This is a genomic window from Enterobacter sp. C4G1 (assembly GCF_052886895.1).
Genome location: NZ_JBQVVV010000002.1, coordinates 542,447 through 561,219, shown reverse-complemented (window position 1 = coordinate 561,219; position 18,773 = coordinate 542,447). Strand labels below are relative to the sequence as shown.

The 18,773-nt window shown below is 55.3% G+C and carries 15 protein-coding genes; 6 read left to right on the top strand and 9 right to left on the bottom strand.

What is annotated here, in order from left to right; all coding sequences use genetic code 11:
• Positions 1 to 32: 32 nt before the first annotated feature.
• Positions 33 to 875 (top strand): LysR family transcriptional regulator, encoded by an 843-nt coding sequence (locus tag ACT9TW_RS16560; protein ID WP_446493079.1) that lies wholly within the window; start codon positions 33 to 35, stop codon positions 873 to 875.
• Here ACT9TW_RS16560 and ACT9TW_RS16555 read toward each other — a convergent pair.
• Positions 862 to 2,370, bottom strand: a complete 1,509-nt coding sequence (locus ACT9TW_RS16555; protein WP_446493078.1) for a carboxylesterase/lipase family protein — start codon at positions 2,368 to 2,370, stop codon at positions 862 to 864. The two genes, ACT9TW_RS16560 and ACT9TW_RS16555, sit on opposite strands and share 14 nt — an antisense overlap.
• A gap of 42 nt (positions 2,371 to 2,412) precedes the next feature.
• Positions 2,413 to 3,756: a 2-oxoadipate dioxygenase/decarboxylase HglS gene (hglS, locus tag ACT9TW_RS16550; protein ID WP_446493077.1), complete on the bottom strand. Its 1,344-nt coding sequence runs from the start codon at positions 3,754 to 3,756 to the stop codon at positions 2,413 to 2,415.
• A 272-nt stretch (positions 3,757 to 4,028) separates the two neighbouring features.
• Here hglS and ACT9TW_RS16545 point away from each other — a divergent pair, with 272 nt between their 5' ends.
• A complete protein-coding gene (locus ACT9TW_RS16545) occupies positions 4,029 to 4,952 on the top strand; it encodes a LysR substrate-binding domain-containing protein (protein ID WP_446493076.1) in 924 nt (307 codons plus the stop codon).
• A 290-nt stretch (positions 4,953 to 5,242) separates the two neighbouring features.
• Complete coding sequence (locus ACT9TW_RS16540) at positions 5,243 to 7,627, top strand: membrane-bound PQQ-dependent dehydrogenase, glucose/quinate/shikimate family (protein ID WP_446493075.1); 2,385 nt, start codon at positions 5,243 to 5,245, stop codon at positions 7,625 to 7,627.
• 121 nt (positions 7,628 to 7,748) lie between these two features.
• On the opposite strand, the gene ACT9TW_RS16535 is transcribed toward ACT9TW_RS16540, so the two are convergent.
• From ACT9TW_RS16535 to ACT9TW_RS16525, 3 genes are all read right to left on the bottom strand, one after another.
• Positions 7,749 to 9,440: a methyl-accepting chemotaxis protein gene (locus ACT9TW_RS16535; protein ID WP_446493074.1), complete on the bottom strand. Its 1,692-nt coding sequence runs from the start codon at positions 9,438 to 9,440 to the stop codon at positions 7,749 to 7,751.
• 159 nt (positions 9,441 to 9,599) lie between these two features.
• On the bottom strand, positions 9,600 to 10,718 hold the full coding sequence (locus ACT9TW_RS16530; protein WP_014070233.1) for an S-(hydroxymethyl)glutathione dehydrogenase/class III alcohol dehydrogenase: 1,119 nt from the start codon (positions 10,716 to 10,718) through the stop codon (positions 9,600 to 9,602).
• A gap of 32 nt (positions 10,719 to 10,750) precedes the next feature.
• A complete protein-coding gene (locus tag ACT9TW_RS16525) occupies positions 10,751 to 11,026 on the bottom strand; it encodes a metal/formaldehyde-sensitive transcriptional repressor (protein ID WP_006175178.1) in 276 nt (91 codons plus the stop codon).
• 132 nt (positions 11,027 to 11,158) lie between these two features.
• Between ACT9TW_RS16525 and ACT9TW_RS16520 the strand changes: the two genes are divergently transcribed.
• Both ACT9TW_RS16520 and ACT9TW_RS16515 read left to right on the top strand, forming a co-directional pair.
• Positions 11,159 to 11,902 carry a DeoR/GlpR family DNA-binding transcription regulator gene (locus ACT9TW_RS16520; protein ID WP_446493073.1) on the top strand — a complete coding sequence of 248 codons (744 nt, stop codon included), beginning with the start codon at positions 11,159 to 11,161 and terminating at the stop codon, positions 11,900 to 11,902.
• Positions 11,895 to 13,004: an oxidoreductase gene (locus ACT9TW_RS16515; protein ID WP_446493072.1), complete on the top strand. Its 1,110-nt coding sequence runs from the start codon at positions 11,895 to 11,897 to the stop codon at positions 13,002 to 13,004. Before ACT9TW_RS16520 ends, ACT9TW_RS16515 begins: the two co-directional genes overlap by 8 nt.
• A gap of 36 nt (positions 13,005 to 13,040) precedes the next feature.
• On the opposite strand, the gene ACT9TW_RS16510 is transcribed toward ACT9TW_RS16515, so the two are convergent.
• A complete protein-coding gene (locus ACT9TW_RS16510; protein WP_446493071.1) occupies positions 13,041 to 14,318 on the bottom strand; it encodes an MFS transporter in 1,278 nt (425 codons plus the stop codon).
• The gene (gene cybB, locus ACT9TW_RS16505) at positions 14,315 to 14,845 is read right to left on the bottom strand and encodes a cytochrome b561 (protein ID WP_446493070.1); all 531 of its coding nucleotides are present in this window, start codon (positions 14,843 to 14,845) and stop codon (positions 14,315 to 14,317) included. The genes ACT9TW_RS16510 and cybB overlap by 4 nt, the downstream gene beginning before the upstream one ends.
• A gap of 190 nt (positions 14,846 to 15,035) precedes the next feature.
• Here cybB and gap point away from each other — a divergent pair, with 190 nt between their 5' ends.
• Complete coding sequence (gap, locus tag ACT9TW_RS16500; protein ID WP_446493069.1) at positions 15,036 to 16,037, top strand: type I glyceraldehyde-3-phosphate dehydrogenase; 1,002 nt, start codon at positions 15,036 to 15,038, stop codon at positions 16,035 to 16,037.
• Between the two features lie 38 nt (positions 16,038 to 16,075).
• Here gap and aldA read toward each other — a convergent pair whose 3' ends face one another.
• Positions 16,076 to 17,515: an aldehyde dehydrogenase gene (gene aldA / locus ACT9TW_RS16495; protein ID WP_446493068.1), complete on the bottom strand. Its 1,440-nt coding sequence runs from the start codon at positions 17,513 to 17,515 to the stop codon at positions 16,076 to 16,078.
• 198 nt (positions 17,516 to 17,713) lie between these two features.
• The gene (locus ACT9TW_RS16490) at positions 17,714 to 18,517 is read right to left on the bottom strand and encodes a YdcF family protein (protein ID WP_446493067.1); all 804 of its coding nucleotides are present in this window, start codon (positions 18,515 to 18,517) and stop codon (positions 17,714 to 17,716) included.
• Positions 18,518 to 18,773 lie beyond the last annotated feature (256 nt).

Below are 18,773 nucleotides of genomic sequence, written 5' to 3'. Positions count from 1 at the left end.
GCCATGAGAAAAATGCATACCTGAGGAGTTCTATGTCGCGCCGTTCCTTCCCGCTTAATGCCGTTGACGCATTTTTAAAAACGGCCCGTCATCTGAATCTTACCCATGCGGCAAAAGAGCTGTGCCTGACCCAGGGCGCTGTAAGCCGTAAAATTGCGGCACTTGAGGCCTGGTTCGGCTTTCCACTTTTTGAGCGTCACGCCCGTGGGCTGCGGCTCTCCCCCCAGGGCAGCGCCCTGCTTCCCGAACTGCAATCCGCCTTTGAGCATCTGCTGACCGTGGCTGAGCAGGCGCGCGCGCAGCAAACCGTTGTGCGACTGAAAGCGCCAACCTGCGCGATGCGCTGGCTGATCCCACGTTTGTTACAGGTAGAGCGCGAGCAGCCCGAACTGCAAATTGCGCTCACCACTACCACCGATCACAACGTCAATTTCAAAACCGAATCCTACGATGCCGCCATTGTTTTTGGCACGCACATGAGCGCAGGTGATCTGCTGTTTGAAGAGGCGCTGACGCCGGTCATCAGCCCGTTACGCGCGGGTGCTGAGCTGGAGTCGTTAACCTTCCTGCACCCCACTCGTGACAAAACAGACTGGTCGCTGTGGCTGGCAAAACAGGCGCTGTCCCCTAAAGCCATGCTCAAAAATCAACACTTCGATACGATGGATCTGGCCATCACCGCGGCCATTCAGGGGCTTGGGATCGCCATTGCTGATGAAACGCTGGTGGAAGAAGATGTCCGCGCCGGAAGGCTGACGCGGCCTTTTGAGACGAGTATTAAAACCGGTGCGAGCTACCGACTGGTGTTACGCGAGTCGCATAGTCAGGATAACGGACTCGCAGCGTTTCGCTCCTGCCTCCTCAATCAAGACTGACGTGGTGCTTCATGACCCGTTTGAAGAGGCTCATGCGGGCGCGCATAAAGCGGTTTTCAAGCCTGAAACCTGCATTTTTATTCACTCCGATCCGTAACAGCACATCCCGACCTTTACGGCAGGCAGGCCAGTGGGTCGGCCCCTGGAGCGTGTCACGACTGCTGCTGGCATGGTGAGCGAAACTCACCCAGTAGTCAGCCACCTGAGCAGAAAACTGCATATCGCGGGAATTAACATAATGGCGGGACGGCTCCACCTGCCCCAGCGTGTCGAACACGTAAGGCACTTCGTTACCGTGCCAGGCGCCGTTGATATAGGTGGCATGTTCCGCTTCGGCAACATAGTCAAACCAGTACCGCCAGCACGGAGCCCCCGCACGCTGCTGCGCCTGCATCACCACAAATCCCATGGTGGTAAATGCCATATCGCGACAGACCTGTCTGCCAAGCTCTTCATCCCCTTTAACACCTGGATAAAGCAGTTTAATTAACCCCAGACCAAACCGGCGTTCACGGCGCAGCTTCTGAATTTGCCCGGCAAGATCGATCCCAAATACCGCCATTACGCTTGCTTCATCACTGTTTGAGCCAATCATCACCGGAACCGGATGCTGACGGGCGGCAAAGAACACATCGAGCATCGCTTCCGGTAGCACGCAATCGCCCACTACCGGTGCCGGGGCGATATTCAGCGGCGAGGCCAGCGGCCAGAACGCCTCAGGAGGAATGGCACGCAGCTGTTCTGCCGTCGCGTTTTCAAAACCAAAATGGGCAGCCAGTGCTTCGCCTTTTTGCAGCGCCTGTTCGCGCGGCGTGTCCGGTAAGGTGTAACCGCTCTGCACAATCGCTTTATGGAAAAGCCCGCCTGCCAGCGGAGAGGCCAACAGCGACAGCACGCTTCGCGCGCCAGCAGATTCACCAAACAGGGTTATCGAATTCGGATCGCCGCCAAAGGCCGCAATGTTGTCCCGCACCCAGTTCAGCGCAGCGATTTGGTCCAGTAGAGCAAAATTGTGCACCACCTGGTCCTCTTCCCCGGCAAGAGCCGGATGGGCGAAGAAACCAAGGTGCCCAAGGCGATAATTGATGGTCACCACCACCACATCACGTCTTGCCAGCGCTTTGCCGTTATAGGGAGGAAGCCCGCCGGCCCCAATGGTAAAGCCACCACCATGCAGCCAGACCATCACCGGCAGCGGCGTGGTACGCGCAACCGGCGACCAGACATTCAGATAGAGACAATCTTCGGAGAACTGGCCCGGATCGCCACCGCCCAGCTCCTGACAATACTCGCTGTTTTGCCAGCTTGATGCCGAAAACGCCGTAGCAGTGCGCAGCCCTTCCCAGGCTGCGGGAGGTTGCGGGGAACGCCAGCGCCATGCGCCCACAGGCGGAGCGGCGTAAGGAATTCCGCTCCACACGTGTACATCCTCATCGGTAAAGCCAGCGAGTGCGCCCTGGCGCGTTTCAACCACAGGGGCGGAGGGATTTTGCATACTAACCTTCTTTTTCCGTCACACCCCCGCAGAGTAACGTTTTCAGAGCAAACCGCAACGGTGTTTGCTGCGCGCTTCCGCCTCCTGGTACAACGTAAACTCGTCATATACCGCACAACCAAGCGCGGCTTCAAACGCATCGCGGCTGGCGTTTCCGTGGCTACGCGCCTGAGTTTCATTCCCAAGATTTGACTGGAAAATGCCCGCCGCACTCACCGGCAGGAAATCTTCGTAGGTAATCGGCTGAGCGACCATCCATCCCCGCTCGATCAGCGGTTGCGGATCGTCGCCCGGGCGGAACGCCTTGCGATGCGCTTCACCCGCAGGCGTCAGACGGTAACGGAAATAGGCCAGCTCCTGACGTCGCAGGAACATTTCGCTGTCCGGGAAGGCGCTGAACACCTCTTGCAGATGCAGCTGGTGCGTCAGGTTGTCTTTTCCCGTACCGGCCTGCCCAAGAAGGCTATCGTACAGCTCGCGGCCTTTCGGCGTCAGCGCCACGCCGCGCTGTTCAATTTCACCAAAACGGGCAGTATGAGTGCCCAGATGTTCCCCGGAAAACAGCACCGGCTCCTCAAGGGCTTTGAAACTGGTCTGGCGCAGTAAAATCGGCACTTCGCGGCGCGGCGGACCTTCAATCAGGATTTTCGGTTCAATGCCGTATTTCGGCATCAGCTCCTGCGCGCGGTCAATATCCAGCGTGCGAGGGGTCAGGTGATTAATGTGGCATCCCGGGAAACAGACCACATCAGCAATCAGTCGGTGTTCATTGCTCAGCGCCAGATAGGTTTCCTGGTCAACCGTGGCATGGCGATGCCAGCGGAAGGTTTCAATTGCCTCTTTCACAAACTCGCGAGCCTGCGCCTCTGTAAATCCCCCTTCTGACTCATACAATTCAATCAGCGCCAGACAGCGCGGGGTAAAGATATTCCTGTTCGCCAGAATTTGCGTGGCGCGCTCACGCAGTGCGACGTTTTCTATCAGCTCCAGGCGCAGCAGCGAGGTAAAAATACGAAACGGATTGCGGGACAACGCGTCATCATCAATCGGGCGGAAAGCCGTTGAGTGGACGGGTACACCCGCCTGGGAAAGGTCGTAATAGCTGACGGGGAACATCCCCATAATCGCAAACATCCGGCGTAGTGTGGACAGCTCAAGCGCCGTGCCAACACGGATCGCGCCATGCCGTTCAACGTTCAGGCGCGCCAGTTCATCTGCGTTCGCCAGTTGTTCATGTAACAGGGGATTGTTTTCCAGAACGGCCAGGTTAACGTCGGCAACCAGTTCAAGTAACGTGCCGTACTGCGGAACTTCCTGCTGGTACATCGCCGACATAGCCTGCGAAAAGTGTTCCCGAATATCATCAGCCGTGATGGTGTTCGCCATGATGTCATGCCTCCAGTGAATATTACCTGGAGTGTAGAGAAGCCCGTCCTGGTTGGCGGGAAGAATTTACAAATTGTGATCCAGGCAGATGAGTGGTTAAAGGCTGTACTTTCGGGTGTAAATTCAGGTTATTGCGTGCGGGAGTAAAATCGGTCAGTTGAAAAACAGCTTGTAACTCAAATAGATCAAATGTTAAAAATATTTTGCTATCAGGTTATCAAAATTAAACAACTTAACTTGTCACCCGCATCGCTCTGTTTTTAACATCGCCTATGGAAAAAAATGGTCAGTTCAGTCAGCGCATACGCTTGCGCCATTTGCATACATTTGTGGCCGTCGCTCAACAGGGAACGCTGGGGCGAGCGGCTGAAACTCTTAACCTAAGTCAGCCCGCACTGTCTAAAACACTCAACGAGCTGGAACAACTTACCGGAACCCGGCTGTTTGACAGAGGACGCCTGGGCGCACAGCTCACGCTCGTGGGCGAGCAATTTCTGACCCACGCTGTGAAAGTCCTGGATGCACTCAACACCGCAGGCCAGGCGTTAAACCGCAAAGACGACCACACCAGCGAAATTGTTCGCGTGGGCGCGCTGCCAACGGCGGCGCTGGGCATTCTGCCTGCCGTAATTGGCCAGTTTCATAAGCAGCAAAAGCACACCACGATTCAGGTTGCGACCATGAGTAACACCATGCTGCTTGCGGGGCTCAAATCTGGTGAACTGGATCTGGGGATCGGTCGAATGTCCGACCCGGAACTGATGACGGGTCTTAACTATGAACTGTTGTTCCTGGAATCGCTCAAGCTTGTCGTTCGGCCAAACCACCCGTTGTTGCAGGATACCGTCACCTTAAGCCGCGTCATGGAGTGGCCGGTGGTGGTGTCACCAAAAGGTACAGTCCCGCGTCAGAACGCCGAAGCGTTGTTGCAGCTACAGGGCTGCACCCTGCCAACAGGCTGTATCGAAACCCTGTCAGCTTCCCTTTCACGCCAGCTGACGGTTGATTTCGACTATGTGTGGTTTGTGCCTTCGGGTGCGGTGAAAGACGATTTACGTCACGGCACGCTCACGGCGCTACCGGTCACATCGCCCGGAGCCGGAGAGCCTATCGGTATTCTGACCCGCGTCGATATCCCATTTTCAACAGGCACACAGACGCTGCTCAGCGCCATCCGCAAGTCAATGCCTGCCTGATCCTCCCTTAGCAACCTCTCCTTTCACCCGCCGCCACGGCGGGTTTGATCTATTCTCTAATCAAATAATGCGAAATCTTTCATTAACAATTGCGTAAAACAATTTAACAGTTTTATCATAGCCGCGAATTCACCAAATGGTTCGCAGACTATTTGTTACCTGTGAATTCCTGCGCTGTATGACAGGTTCATTAGCGTAAAACCACCATAACCCTCGTCTTTATTTACCCATTTGGTACAGATGCCGCACAGCACAGACCTGAAAAGACGAGAGTATTTAAGGAGACAGAAATGGCATTTGGCAGCGCGCCGCGTGGGTTACCTCGTATCCTACAGTGGCTCCTTGCCGGATTGATGGTACTCATCGGTCTGGCAGTCGGCGGCTTGGGCTTCAAGCTCGCCACAGTAGGCGGAAGTTGGTACTTCCTGATAATGGGCGTGGTGATGGTCATCGCTGCGGGACTGATTTTCACTAACCGCACCAGCGGCATTGTGCTTTACGCCATCGCGTTTATTGCGTCACTGTTCTGGGCCGTCAGCGATGCAGGCTGGGATTTCTGGCCGCTCTTCTCGCGCCTGTTTACCTTCGCGGTGCTGGCGTTCCTGTGCGCGATTGTCTGGCCTTTCCTGCGCGCGGCAAACAGCAATGCGCCCGTCAGAAAATCCGCTCCATTCGGTATCGCCGCAGTGCTGGCCGTTGCCATGCTGGCAAGTTTCGGCTGGATGTTTAAACCGCAAACGCTGGTTACTGCCAACGAGCCGGTTCCGGTTAAACCTGTCGCTCCTGGCGAGCAGCAAAAAAACTGGGAACACTGGGGTAACACCACCCACGGTGACCGCTTTGCCGCACTGGATCAGATCAACAAGCAGAACATCGGCGATCTGAAAGTGGCCTGGGTTGCCCATACGGGCGATATCCCGCAGAGCAACGGCTCCGGCGCTGAAGATCAGAATACCCCTCTCCAGGTTGGCGACACGCTGTATGTCTGTACCCCGTACAGCAAAGTGCTGGCCCTGGATGTGGATTCCGGTAAAGAAAAATGGCGTTATGATTCCAAAGCCACCGCGCCAAACTGGCAGCGTTGCCGTGGTCTGGGCTATTTTGAAGACCACAATAACGTGACAACGTCACAGGCAGAAACATCGCCTGCGGCCTGCTCCCGTCGTCTGTTCCTGCCAACCACCGATGCGCGTCTGATTGCCATCAATGCCGACAACGGCAAAGTCTGTGATGACTTTGGCGACCACGGCATCGTTGACCTGAGCGTGGGCATGGGTGACATCAAACCGGGTTACTACCAGCAAACCTCTACGCCACTGGTGGCGGGTAATGTGGTGGTGGTCGGTGGACGCGTGGCCGATAACTTCTCCACTGGCGAACCGCCGGGCGTTGTGCGCGCTTACGATGTTCACACCGGTAAACTGGCCTGGGCATGGGATCCGGGTAATCCGAACCTGACCGGCCTGCCGCCGGAAGGCCAGACCTACACTCGCGGTACGCCGAACGTCTGGTCTGCGATGTCTTACGACGCAAAACTGAACCTTATCTATCTACCAACCGGTAACGCCACGCCAGATTTCTGGGCTGGTGAACGTACCGCGCTGGATGATAAATACAGCTCGTCTATCGTCGCCGTTGATGCAACCACCGGCCAGGTGCGCTGGCATTTCCAGACCACGCACCACGACCTGTGGGATTTCGACCTGCCATCTCAACCGCTGCTGTATGACCTGCCAGACGGTAAAGGCGGCACCACACCTGTGCTGGTTCAGACCAGTAAACAAGGCATGATCTTCATGCTCAACCGCGAAACGGGTAAACCTGTTGCGAAGGTTGAAGAGCGCCCGGTTCCTGCTGGTAATGTGGAAGGCGAACGTTACTCCCCGACTCAGCCGTACTCCGTAGGGATGCCGATGATCGGCAACCAGACGCTGACGGAATCCGACATGTGGGGTGCCACACCGGTCGATATGCTGCTGTGCCGTATCCAGTTTAAAGAGATGCGTCATCAGGGGGTCTTCACCCCGCCGGGTCTTGACCGTTCATTGCAGTTCCCTGGCTCGCTGGGCGGGATGAACTGGGGCAGCGTTTCCGTTGACCCGAACAACAGCCTGATGTTCGTGAATGATATGCGCCTGGGCCTGGCTAACTACATGGTTCCGCGTGCAAACGTTGCGAAAAATGCCAGCGGGATCGAGATGGGTATCGTGCCAATGGACGGCACGCCGTTCGGCGCTATGCGTGAGCGTTTCCTGTCGCCTCTGGGTATTCCGTGCCAGAAACCACCGTTTGGTACCATGTCTGCGGTGGATCTGAAAACCGGTAAGCTGGTGTGGCAGGTTCCGGTTGGCACCGTGGAAGACACGGGTCCGCTGGGGATCCGTATGCACATGCCTATCCCAATCGGGATGCCTACGCTTGGTGCATCGCTCTCTACACAGTCTGGCCTGCTGTTCTTCGCGGGTACTCAGGACTTCTACCTGCGCGCGTTTGATACCGCAACCGGGAAAGAGCTCTGGAAAGACCGTCTGCCGGTTGGCAGCCAGTCTGGCCCGATGACCTACGTTTCACCGAAAACCGGTAAACAGTACGTCATCATTAACGCAGGTGGTGCACGTCAGTCACCGGATCGGGGTGATTACATCATCGCGTATGCGTTGCCGGATAAGCAGTAACGGATGAAAAAAGGGACCTTTCGGTCCCTTTTTTTTGCCCGGTGGTGCTTCGCTTACGCGAGCCTACAGGCCTGGTTTTGTAGGTCGGGTAAGCGAAGCGCCACCCGACACTGCTGGCGACTCAGAACGTTTCCCAGTTATCCCCGGATACAGCAGCAGCGGGACGCAATGGCGCGCTTTTAACAGCGGGCGAAGACGCTACCGAACGGCTTGCCGTTGCTCCGTTCAGACGAAACGCACCAACCGCCTCGGTCAGACGCGCGCCCTGTTCTTCCAGAGACGCTGCCGCCGCAGAGGCTTCTTCCACCAGCGAGGCGTTCTGCTGGGTCACTTTATCCATCTCAGAGATGGCCTGGCTCACCTGCACTATACCACGGCTTTGCTCATCGGAAGCCGCAGCAATCTCCAGCATGATGTCGGTGACGCGCTTAACGGCTTCGACGATTTCATTCATGGTGTTACCTGCGGCAACCACTTCACCAGAGCCCTGGTCAATCAGCGACACGGATTCGTTGATCAGGCTTTCAATCTCTTTCGCTGCGTTCGCACTGCGGCTTGCCAGGGTACGAACTTCACTCGCCACCACCGCAAAACCACGCCCCTGCTCACCGGCGCGCGCAGCTTCTACTGCGGCGTTCAGCGCCAGGATATTGGTCTGGAAAGCGATGCTGTTAATCACCGCGGTGATTTCAGAGATTTTCTTCGAGCTGGTAGAGATATTGCCCATGGTTTTCACCACGCCGGACACCATCTGGCCGCCACGGCTGGCTTTACCGGAAGCATCTTCCGCCAGTTTGCTGGCATGGTGTGCGTTATCGGCGTTCTGCTTCACGGTAGCGGTCAGTTGCTCCATGCTGGCTGCTGTCTGCTCAATGGCGGCCGCCTGCTGCTCGGTGCGTGACGAAAGATCGGTATTGCCGGCAGAAATCTCGCTGGTACCGCGATAGATCTCTTCCGCCCCCTGGCGAACCGTACCCACAGTCGTCACCAGCGAGTGCTGCATAGTTTGCAGGTCACGCGTCAGACGGCCAATTTCGCTGCGGCCAGTTGCGTCGTCCGGCATCGTCAGGTCGCCTTTAGCGATATTCTCAATGCGCTTAGCGGCACGCTGAAGTGGGTTAATCACCGTGCGGCGCAGCACGATAAATGTTGTCGCCGTCAGCACCAGCGCCAGCGCAAAGGCACCGACCATAAACATCAGCCCCATCTGCGTGCGGGTATGTGCCTGTGCCGTCAGTGCATTCGCGCGATCGGTACGGATTTTAATCGCCTTCATCAGCACGTCGTTATACCCGTCATCCAGCGGACGTGCGGTTTCGTTTTCGTGGTTGATAATGGCTTCGAACATGCCATTTTTGGCATATTTCAGCATCGGCTGGAGCCCGGCGACGTAGGCGTCGTAACGCGCTTTCAGATCCGCGTCCAGGGCTTCATCTGCCGGGGTGCGAACCGCGCGATTCATATACGCCGCAAAACTGTCCTGGGATTGTTTAATGCGCGTTTCCGCCTCGTGGATGTTCTGCTTCATTGCATCCATTTCGGCGATACGGCTCGCCGCACCCGCGTGGATCATATTGATACGGGCGGTGCGTAAGTGGTTTGAACTGTTCGATAACCCCAGACGAACCTGAATTTCGGATGTGACATCCTGCTGATCGGTGTCAGCTTTTAAAAGGAAGTAACCCGCCAGACCGGAGCTCAAGGCAAACAGAAGAATAATGCCACCGAGAATGGAGGAAAACAGCGGAACCAGCCTGATGTGATGCAAGAAGCTCAGCTTGTGCTGTGCCTGCATCGAAGTTGTGTTGTCCATGACCGTCGACTCTCTTATAGGTAAGATGCGTAAAAACACGCCTGTAAAATAGTCATCGGCACAGCGGGGAATTTGATTACGGCTAAAATCGCCAGCCAGGTCACAGTTTCGAGAAGATTATTAAAGAAATGCCAGCGGCAAAAACCGCTGGCAGAATAATTAGTTGTCGCCGAAATGGATGACGGTACGGATCGATTTACCTTCGTGCATCAGGTCAAACGCTTCGTTTATCTGCTCTAACGGCAGACGGTGGGTAATGAACGGATCGAGCTGAATCTTTCCGCTCATGGCATCTTCAACCATACCCGGCAGCTGGGTACGGCCTTTCACACCACCGAACGCAGAACCTCGCCATACGCGGCCCGTCACCAGCTGGAATGGACGCGTGCGGATCTCCTGACCTGCACCAGCCACACCAATGATGATGCTTTCGCCCCAGCCTTTATGGCAGCATTCAAGCGCAGAACGCATCACGTTGACATTACCGATACATTCAAAGCTGAAATCAACGCCGCCGTCGGTCAGCTCAACAATCACGTCCTGAACCGGCTTTTCGTAATCTTTCGGGTTAACGAAATCGGTCGCGCCCATTTCACCGGCCAGCTTGAATTTTTCCGGGTTGGTATCCACCGCAATGATACGACCGGCTTTTGCCTGCACCGCACCCTGGATAACCGCCAGACCAATCCCGCCCAGGCCGAACACCGCCACGGTATCACCCTCTTTCACTTTCGCCGTATTGTGTACCGCCCCGATACCGGTGGTTACACCACAACCGAGCAGACACACTTTATCCAGCGGTGCCTGCGGGTTCACTTTGGCCAGGGAAATCTCGGCGCATACTGTGTATTCGCTGAAGGTACTGGTGCCCATATAGTGATAAATCGGCTCACCGTTGTAAGAGAAACGGGTTGTTCCGTCTGGCATCAGTCCTTTACCCTGGGTGGCACGCACGGCCTGACAGAGGTTGGTTTTGCCGGATTTACAGAACTTACACTCGCCACATTCTGCGGTGTACAGCGGAATAACGTGATCGCCAGGTTTCAGGCTGGTAACGCCTTCCCCCACTTCAACCACAACACCGCCGCCTTCATGGCCAAGTACCGCCGGGAATACGCCTTCAGGATCATCACCAGACAGGGTGAACGCATCCGTATGGCACACGCCGGTGTGGGTGATTTTAATTAATACTTCGCCTTTTTTCGGCGGCGCAACGTCAATTTCGACGATTTTCAACGGCTGGCCTGGGCCAAATGCGACAGCAGCGCGAGATTTCATAATGTCTTTCCCTTGTTGTGAGGTCTGTGGGTTTATTTTAGATAAGAGCGCAGCAAATGGCCGACTTCTGCCATTCTGACTGCCCGCTGGTCCGGGGTTGTCTCCCCCGTCACCAGCTCATCTTTGAGGTGAATTTCGACCATTTCGCCCATCAGACCATTTGCAGCACCGCGCACGGCGGCGATTTGTTGCAGGATGGCCAGACAGGGTTCGCCGGATTCCAGCGCACGTTCCAGGGCGTCAACCTGCCCACGGATACGCCGGACGCGAGTGAGGATTCGTTTTTTATCTGCGGGTGAATGTGGCATACGCCCTCCTGATACTATAGGGGGGTATAGTAAATTGTTATTCATTCCCTGTAAACCGTCAGTTTCTTATGGTTTTCCGGCAAAATGCTGTAATATGCGACTTATTGCGATATTTTGCAGGATTGAACCCAGATGCATAAAACCGCTCGTCAGAAATACTTGCTTGATATTATTAGTGAAAATGGTCAAGTCAGTATCAGCGACCTCGTTGAAAAATTGCAGGTTTCTGCGGACACCGTTCGCCGGGATCTTACAGACCTTGAGAATCAGGGGCTGGCGCAAAAGAACCACGGTGGCGCCATTGCCCTCGATCTGTCGGCGATGAACCGCCAGAGCAGAAATACGTTGCTGCCCAAAACCAAGCAGCAGCTTGGCAAAAAGGTCGCAGAGAGCGTGCCCGCAGGCTCAACCCTGTTTCTTGATGCCGGAAGTACGGTAATGGCCGTCGCCACCTTTCTTCAGGGGCCGCTGAAGGTCATCACCACCTCGCTGGATATCGCCCAGCATTTCAGCGACCGCGCCGACATCGAACTCATTCTGCTCGGGGGCCAGTGGGATCAGAAACAGCGCCTGTTTGCCGGTAGCGCCACCCTTTCACTACTGTCACGCTACCGGGCGGATATCGCCATTCTTGGTGCCTGCGCCATTCACCCTCAGTTGGGCCTGAGTGCCAGCAAAGAAGCCGATGCTGACGTAAAACGGGCCATGCTGGCAGCCAGCCGTGAACACTGGATCGTTGCCGATCACCTGAAACTCAACCACTGCGAGCCCTACCTGGTTTCCGGGTTAGCCGACATTCATCAATTGTTCTTAGATCGTCCCTGGGCAGAGCTTGGGGACAACAGCGCACTACAAGTCACTCTTGCAGATGCTTAATAACGTGGAGATGGTCATGAATAAAGTTGTCGCTCGAAACGGTAAGACAATCAACATTGCGCTGATCGGCTATGGGTTCGTGGGAAAAACCTTCCACGCGCCGCTGCTCCAGTCCGTCGATGGCCTGAAGCTGGCGGTTGTCTCTTCCCGCGACGAAGAAAAGGTCAAACGCGATATCCCGGATGCCATCGTGGTGGCCACGCCTGAAGAAGCTATTCAGCACCCGGATATCGATCTGGTGGTGATCGCCTCCCCTAACGCAACGCACGCGCCGCTGGCAACGCTTGCCCTGAACAGTGGTAAGCATGTGGTGGTGGATAAACCCTTTACCCTCGACATGCAGGAAGCGCGTGATCTGATCGCACTGGCAGCGGAAAAACAGTTACTGCTGTCTGTCTTCCATAACCGCCGCTGGGATAGCGATTTCCTCGGTATTAAGCAGGTTATCGGGCAGGGTCAAATCGGTAAAGTTAAGCATTTTGAGTCTCACATTGACCGCTTCCGCCCGGAAGTTCGCGTGCGCTGGAGAGAACAAAACGTCCCGGGCAGCGGCCTGTGGTTTGATATCGGGCCACACCTGATTGACCAGACGTTGCAACTGTTTGGCCTGCCGCAGTCCGTGCAGGGCAATATCGCCACCCTTCGCGCAGGTGCGGAAATTAATGACTGGGCGCATGTGGTATTAAATTACCCGGAACATAAAGTGGTTCTGCATTGCAGTATGCTGGTTGCCGGTGGCACGTCGCGCTTTACGGTTCACGGTGATAAGGCAAGCGTGGTTAAAGCCAGAATCGACCAGCAGGAAGCGCAGCTTCTGGCAGGCGTCATCCCTGGCAGCGACACCTGGGGTGAAGACAGCGATAACATGGTGCTGTTTGATGCCAACGGTGAGCCGCATGCGGTTAGCACGCCAAAAGGCGATCAGCGCCAGTATTACATTAACGTGCGTAATGCACTGAACGGTGAAATCGAAAACCCGGTTCACCCGGTTGAAGCGCTGGCGGTGATGGCCGTACTGGAAGCCGCCGTGACCTCTTCCGAAACAGGTACCACTCAGCCGCTGGCATTAACCGCAGGCGAGCGCGCTCACCTGCAAAAATAACCTATGCGGTAACCTGCGGTTTTCCGCAGGTTACTCTTACCGCGGTAGCGGTTTACCGGCTGTTTCTTTCGCCCGCATCACCGTCAGCAAGGTGATTAACGCAGCGGCGATGATATACCCGGCAGGAGAAAATGGGTTACCGGTGATCGTCATCAGATACACCGAAAACCACGGTGTGAACCCACCCAACAGCGCCGCCACAATATTCCCGGCCATCGCCATACCACCAAAACGCACGCGGGTCGGAAAAAGCTCGGCCATTGCCGCACTGCTCGCGCCATCAAACGCCGCAATAAAGCCCCCAAGGATCAACATTGCCAACACGGCAGAGGCCATATCCCCGCGCGCCATCAGCATCATGGCAGGCAAGGTAAAGACGATTAATCCGCCGCAGCCTACCAGCATCAACGGTTTACGGCCCACGCGATCGGATAACCACCCCATAAGCGGTATCAGCAGGACAATCGCAAATAATCCAAGAGTGGTTATCGCGTAGGCATCCCGCTGCGAATACGCCATTGCACCCGAAAGATAGTGAGGAATAAAGGTTTGCAACGTCCAGTGTCCCACCGCCTTGATGACCATAAAGCCGGCACAAAACAGCAGAACAGCCCGGGAATGTGTCACCAAGGAATGAAGGGGTGCTGCGTCGGTTTTGCCGCTTTTCAGCGCGGCCAGAAATTCAGGGGAATCCTGAAGGTAAAGACGCAGATACAGCCCCACAATCCCGAGCGGGCCAGCAATCAGAAAAGGAATGCGCCAGCCCCAGTCATTCATTGCGCTTTCACCCAGCACAGCCGTCAGAAGGAACACCAGCCCGGAGCCTGCGACAAACGCCAAAAAACCGAAGCTGTCTGTCCAGCTGGTGAAATAGCCGCGGCGGTTAGCTGGCGCGTATTCGGCCAAAAATGCGGTTGCCCCTGCACTTTCACCGCCGACTGCGAATCCCTGAACCAGGCGGGTGAGCACCAGTAAAACGGTGGCGCTTACCCCCAGTTGCGACCAGGTGGGTAAAATCCCCATCACGAAGGTCGCGCCCGAGGTAAGTAAAATGACCGTGGCCAGCACTTTCTGCCGGCCAATGCGATCGCCAAGCGAACCGAAAAACAGCCCCCCAAGCGGGCGCATAATGAACCCTGCGCCAAACACCGCAAACGATGAGAGCAGCGCTACGCCCGGGCTGTCGGTATGAAAAAATTGCATACCGATAATCCCCGCCAGCGTGCCGTAAAGGCCAACGTCAAACCATTCGACAAAATGGCCGATACCGGTGGCGAGGAGTACCTTGCGCAGTTTTCCCACGGCGGGTGTCACTGACGTTTCTTCGGCATCATGCGCAGCAGCGTATTGTCTTTCCAGAAATAGTGGTGGATTAACGCCGCCAGAGCGTGAATACCAATGAGGAAATACCCGGTATTTGCCAGAATGGAGTGCCACTCTTTGAGCGAGTCGACCCGGTCAAAATTCGCTTCTGCCGCGTGAGGCATAACCAGACCAAAGGCATACCAGTCGCTGCCACGGAAATACATCATGGTCAGGCCAATAACCGGCAGCGCCATAAACAGCAGATACACCGCCAGATGCCCCAGGTGGGATAAACCGGTGATCATGGCCTTTGGTTTTGGCTGAATAGGTGGCGCCGGATGTTTAAGGCGCATCAGCAAACGAGCACACATCAGAACCAAGATAGAGATGCCGCAGGAGACGTGGATCATGTTGATCGCTGGGCGGGCGGTACGCGGGAATAAGCCTCTGAATTCCATGGCACAGTAGGCCACTATGACCAACATAAACACCATCCAGTGGATGCCAATTTGCAGGCCCGTATATTTAGTGCGCATATGATTTCCTGAGAAAAAACGAATTTACGGCCAACATAACCAGCTTTCCTTAAAAATTCATTAACTTTTCTGTATGGTTTTTCAAATGTTTCCCGACGCATGACATATCTTCAATTGCCTGCGCGGGTTTCATGGTCTAAGCCTGGATGAGTTCAAACTGTCACTTCGACAGATTCACCAGGAGAAAGCCATGAGTAAAATTGGTATTAACGGATTTGGTCGCATTGGACGTCTTGTATTGCGTCGCCTACTCGAAACCCAGGACAGCAACAGCGTGGTTGCCATCAATGACCTCACCTCCCCCAAAGTGCTGGCCTATCTGCTCAAACATGATTCTAACTACGGTGGTTTTCCGTGGAGCGTTGATTTCACAGAAGACTCGCTGATTGTCGACGGAAAATCCATTTCGGTTTATGCCGAAAAAGAGGCGCAGCATATTCCGTGGAAGGCTGCGGGGGTTGAACTCGTCGTGGAATGCACCGGTTTTTATACCTCTGAAGAGAAATCAAAAGCGCACCTGAATGCCGGCGCTAAAAAAGTGCTGATTTCTGCCCCTGCGGGTGAGATGAAAACCATTGTGTTCAACGTCAACGACGACACTATCACCGCCAGCGATACCATTATTTCCGTGGCATCCTGCACCACCAACTGCCTGGCACCGATGGCAAAAGCGCTCCACGACGCGTTCGGCATTAAAGTGGGGACGATGACCACTATCCACGCCTACACCGGGACACAAGCGCTGGTCGATGGCCCACGAGGTAAAGATCTTCGCGCCTCACGCGCGGCGGCGGAAAATATCATCCCGCACACTACCGGTGCCGCGAAAGCGATTGGGCTGGTGATCCCGGCCCTGAGCGGCAAGCTGAAAGGCCACGCCCAGCGCGTGCCGGTCAAAACTGGCTCCGTCACCGAACTGGTGTCCATTCTGGATAAAAAGGTCACGGTAGAAGAGATCCACCAGGCGCTGAAACAGGCCACGAAGGATAACGACTCGTTTGGCTACACCGATGAAGAGATCGTCTCATCCGATGTTATCGGCTCACATTTTGGTTCGGTGTTTGACGCCACCCAGACGGAAGTGACGGATGCCGGGGATGTGCAGCTGGTGAAAACCGTTGCCTGGTACGACAACGAATATGGCTTTGTTACCCAGCTGGTACGTACGCTGGATAAATACGCCGCGCTGTAAAATAAAAACCCCCTCTGCAATTGAGAGGGGGTTTTCGCTTATGACTGCAAATAAACCACCTGAGTTTGCAGATACTCGTTCAGACCATGTTTACCATCGGCCCCACCAATCCCTGACTTGCGCCAGCCCGCGTGGAAGCCCTGCATTGCTTCAAAGTTTTCGCGGTTGATATAGGTTTCGCCAAACTTCAGCCCTTTGATGGCCTTCATCGCGACATTCAGATCCTGCGTATAAATAGAGGAAGTCAAACCGTAATCGCTGTCGTTCGCCATCTTCAGCGCCTCTTCCAGCGTGTCGAAGACCACTACGGGCAGCACCGGGCCGAAGGTTTCTTCATGCATGATGGTCATCTCCTGACGGACATCCAGCAACAGCGTTGGCGGGTAGTAATAGCCTTTGCCCTCAATCGCTTTTCCGCCGAGCACCACTTTTGCCCCTTCCTGTACCGCACGCGCCACTTTTTGTTCCACGCGTTCAAGCGCGGCGGCGTTGATAAGCGGCCCCATCGCAATATCATTGCGTTCGGCCGGGTTGCCAAACTGCACGGCTTTCATCGCCTCGCCCAGACGGTTCACAAAGCGGTCGTAAATGCCCTTCTGCACATAAACACGCTCGGCACAGTTACAGACCTGCCCGGTGTTAATCACGCGCGAATCAACGATAGCCTTCACCGCCAGCTCCAGGTTCGCATCGTCCATCACGATAGCCGGCGCTTTACCGCCCAGTTCCAGGCCAACCTTAGTGATGTTTTTCGCGGCGGCGGCCATGATTTTCTCACCGGCACCGACGCTGCCGGTCATGCTCACCATTGCCACTTTCGGGTTGCCAGCCAGTTCCTGGCCCACGGTTTCACCACGCCCCAGAACGAGGTTAAACACCCCTTTCGGCAGGCCGATTTCATCCACAATTTTGGCAAAGGCTATGGCGTTATTCGGGGTAAATTCGCTCGGTTTGATCACAATCGTGTTGCCGGTCAGCAGCGCGGGCGCGAGCTTGCGGGCAATCAGGAAGAACGGGAAGTTCCACGGCAGAATGCCGGTGGTCACGCCAAGCGCGCGTTTGAAGACCAGAATATTCTCGCCTGGTCTGTCGCTCTGGATGATTTCCCCTTCGTAGCGACGCGCCCACTCGGCCATGTAGTCGATATAGTCGGCAGTAAATGCCACCTCAACCTCAGCCAGCTGCTGAATTTTCCCGCCTTCGGCCACGATTAAGGCGCTAATTTCACTAGCACGCTCGCGAATACCCGCTGAAATTTTCCGTAGCCAGTTGGCACGCTGAATAGCAGGCAGTGCTTCCCAGTCGGCCTGGGCGCGGTCAGCGGCCTCGATAGCTTTACGCGCGTCTTCAGCGCGACCGTCGGGAATACGGGAAATGACCTCTTCGGTTGCCGGGTTGATCACATCAATCCAGGCATCACCCTGCCAGGCAACAAACTGACCATCAATATACATCGGATGTTGTACGGGTACTGTCATGACCTGCTCCTGTAATTACACTGTTTTCGACAAGTAAATTTATTGTTAAAAACTACAATCACAGGGCAGCATTCCTACCCTATCGCGCTGTTTTTGTGAGATATCTCATAAAAGAATCGCATCAGCAGATTTTTATAATTACAAATTGGCAACATAAATTGCCCGTTTGCGGAAAACCCTGCGCAAACGGGCAACAGGCTAGATAAGTGAGCGGCTGGTCAGGGCGTCGGTCAGAATGGTGTCGTGGCGTAAAATCTCCCATGCCCTGAGTACCGCATCAGGGAAATCAACGTGCGCGATAAAGTCGCGACCCGCAGGACCATACCCGTTGGCATCATCAAACAGGCGCGGCAGCTCCCCAAGCACCAGCGACAGATAGCGGTCGACAGGCCACACACCTTCGCCGCCACCGCAGAATACCAGCCCCTTGTCGCTGTTTTGCAGCTGCGGGACAAATCCAGGGTGGCTAATCCACTGCGGTGATACCGGTTCATCGCGGCAGACACGGGCAAAGGTCGCCATTGTGCGCCGTTGCATTGTCGGATCCTGAACCACCAGCACATGCTCCGCCTGTGGGAGTTGCTGCTTCATCATATTCCAGCTAAAGCGGGCATTCTCGCCACAGTTGGTTGACTGATCGTCAACCCGGATATGCTCAGGCGGAACCTGCCAGAACTGGCGCGCCACATCCGCGAGGATGCTGGCTTCCGCCCTGCCCGTGGTGGCAATAGCCTGGTAGCGCGGGTGATGGGCAATTTCGGCATACAGAAACGACGTGGAATGGCCGATCCCACCGCTAATCAGCAGCGGCACGTTTTGCGTTGCCGCAAACCGACAGGCAGCATCAATGGTCGGGATCACCGCATTTCCCGCCAGCACTACAAAATCAATGTTCTGCGCCGCAGTGCCCGCGTTGACATCATCCTGCGCCAGCCACTCACCTACGGTGTTGACGGCGGCCAGTGTTTCGTCTGGCAGGCACGGAAAGATCGCCCGGTTCATTGTATACTCCTTATGCGTTTTTCTGTTCAGGGTAGCGGTTTTTTCCTGACAAAACAGAGGAGCACTCTGAAAGCCGGGACACCAAAACCCGCTCAATTTGTCATCTTTCCAAATAACCAAAAACATCCAAAAATCGTCGGGTTGCACCTGCATTTTATGCTTTTAATGACAACTCATACAAAAGATAATGCCACTCATACCGCCAGAAAAAGCACCGGTCGCTGCTTATTTCATCGTATCCTGACCAGTGCGCGCT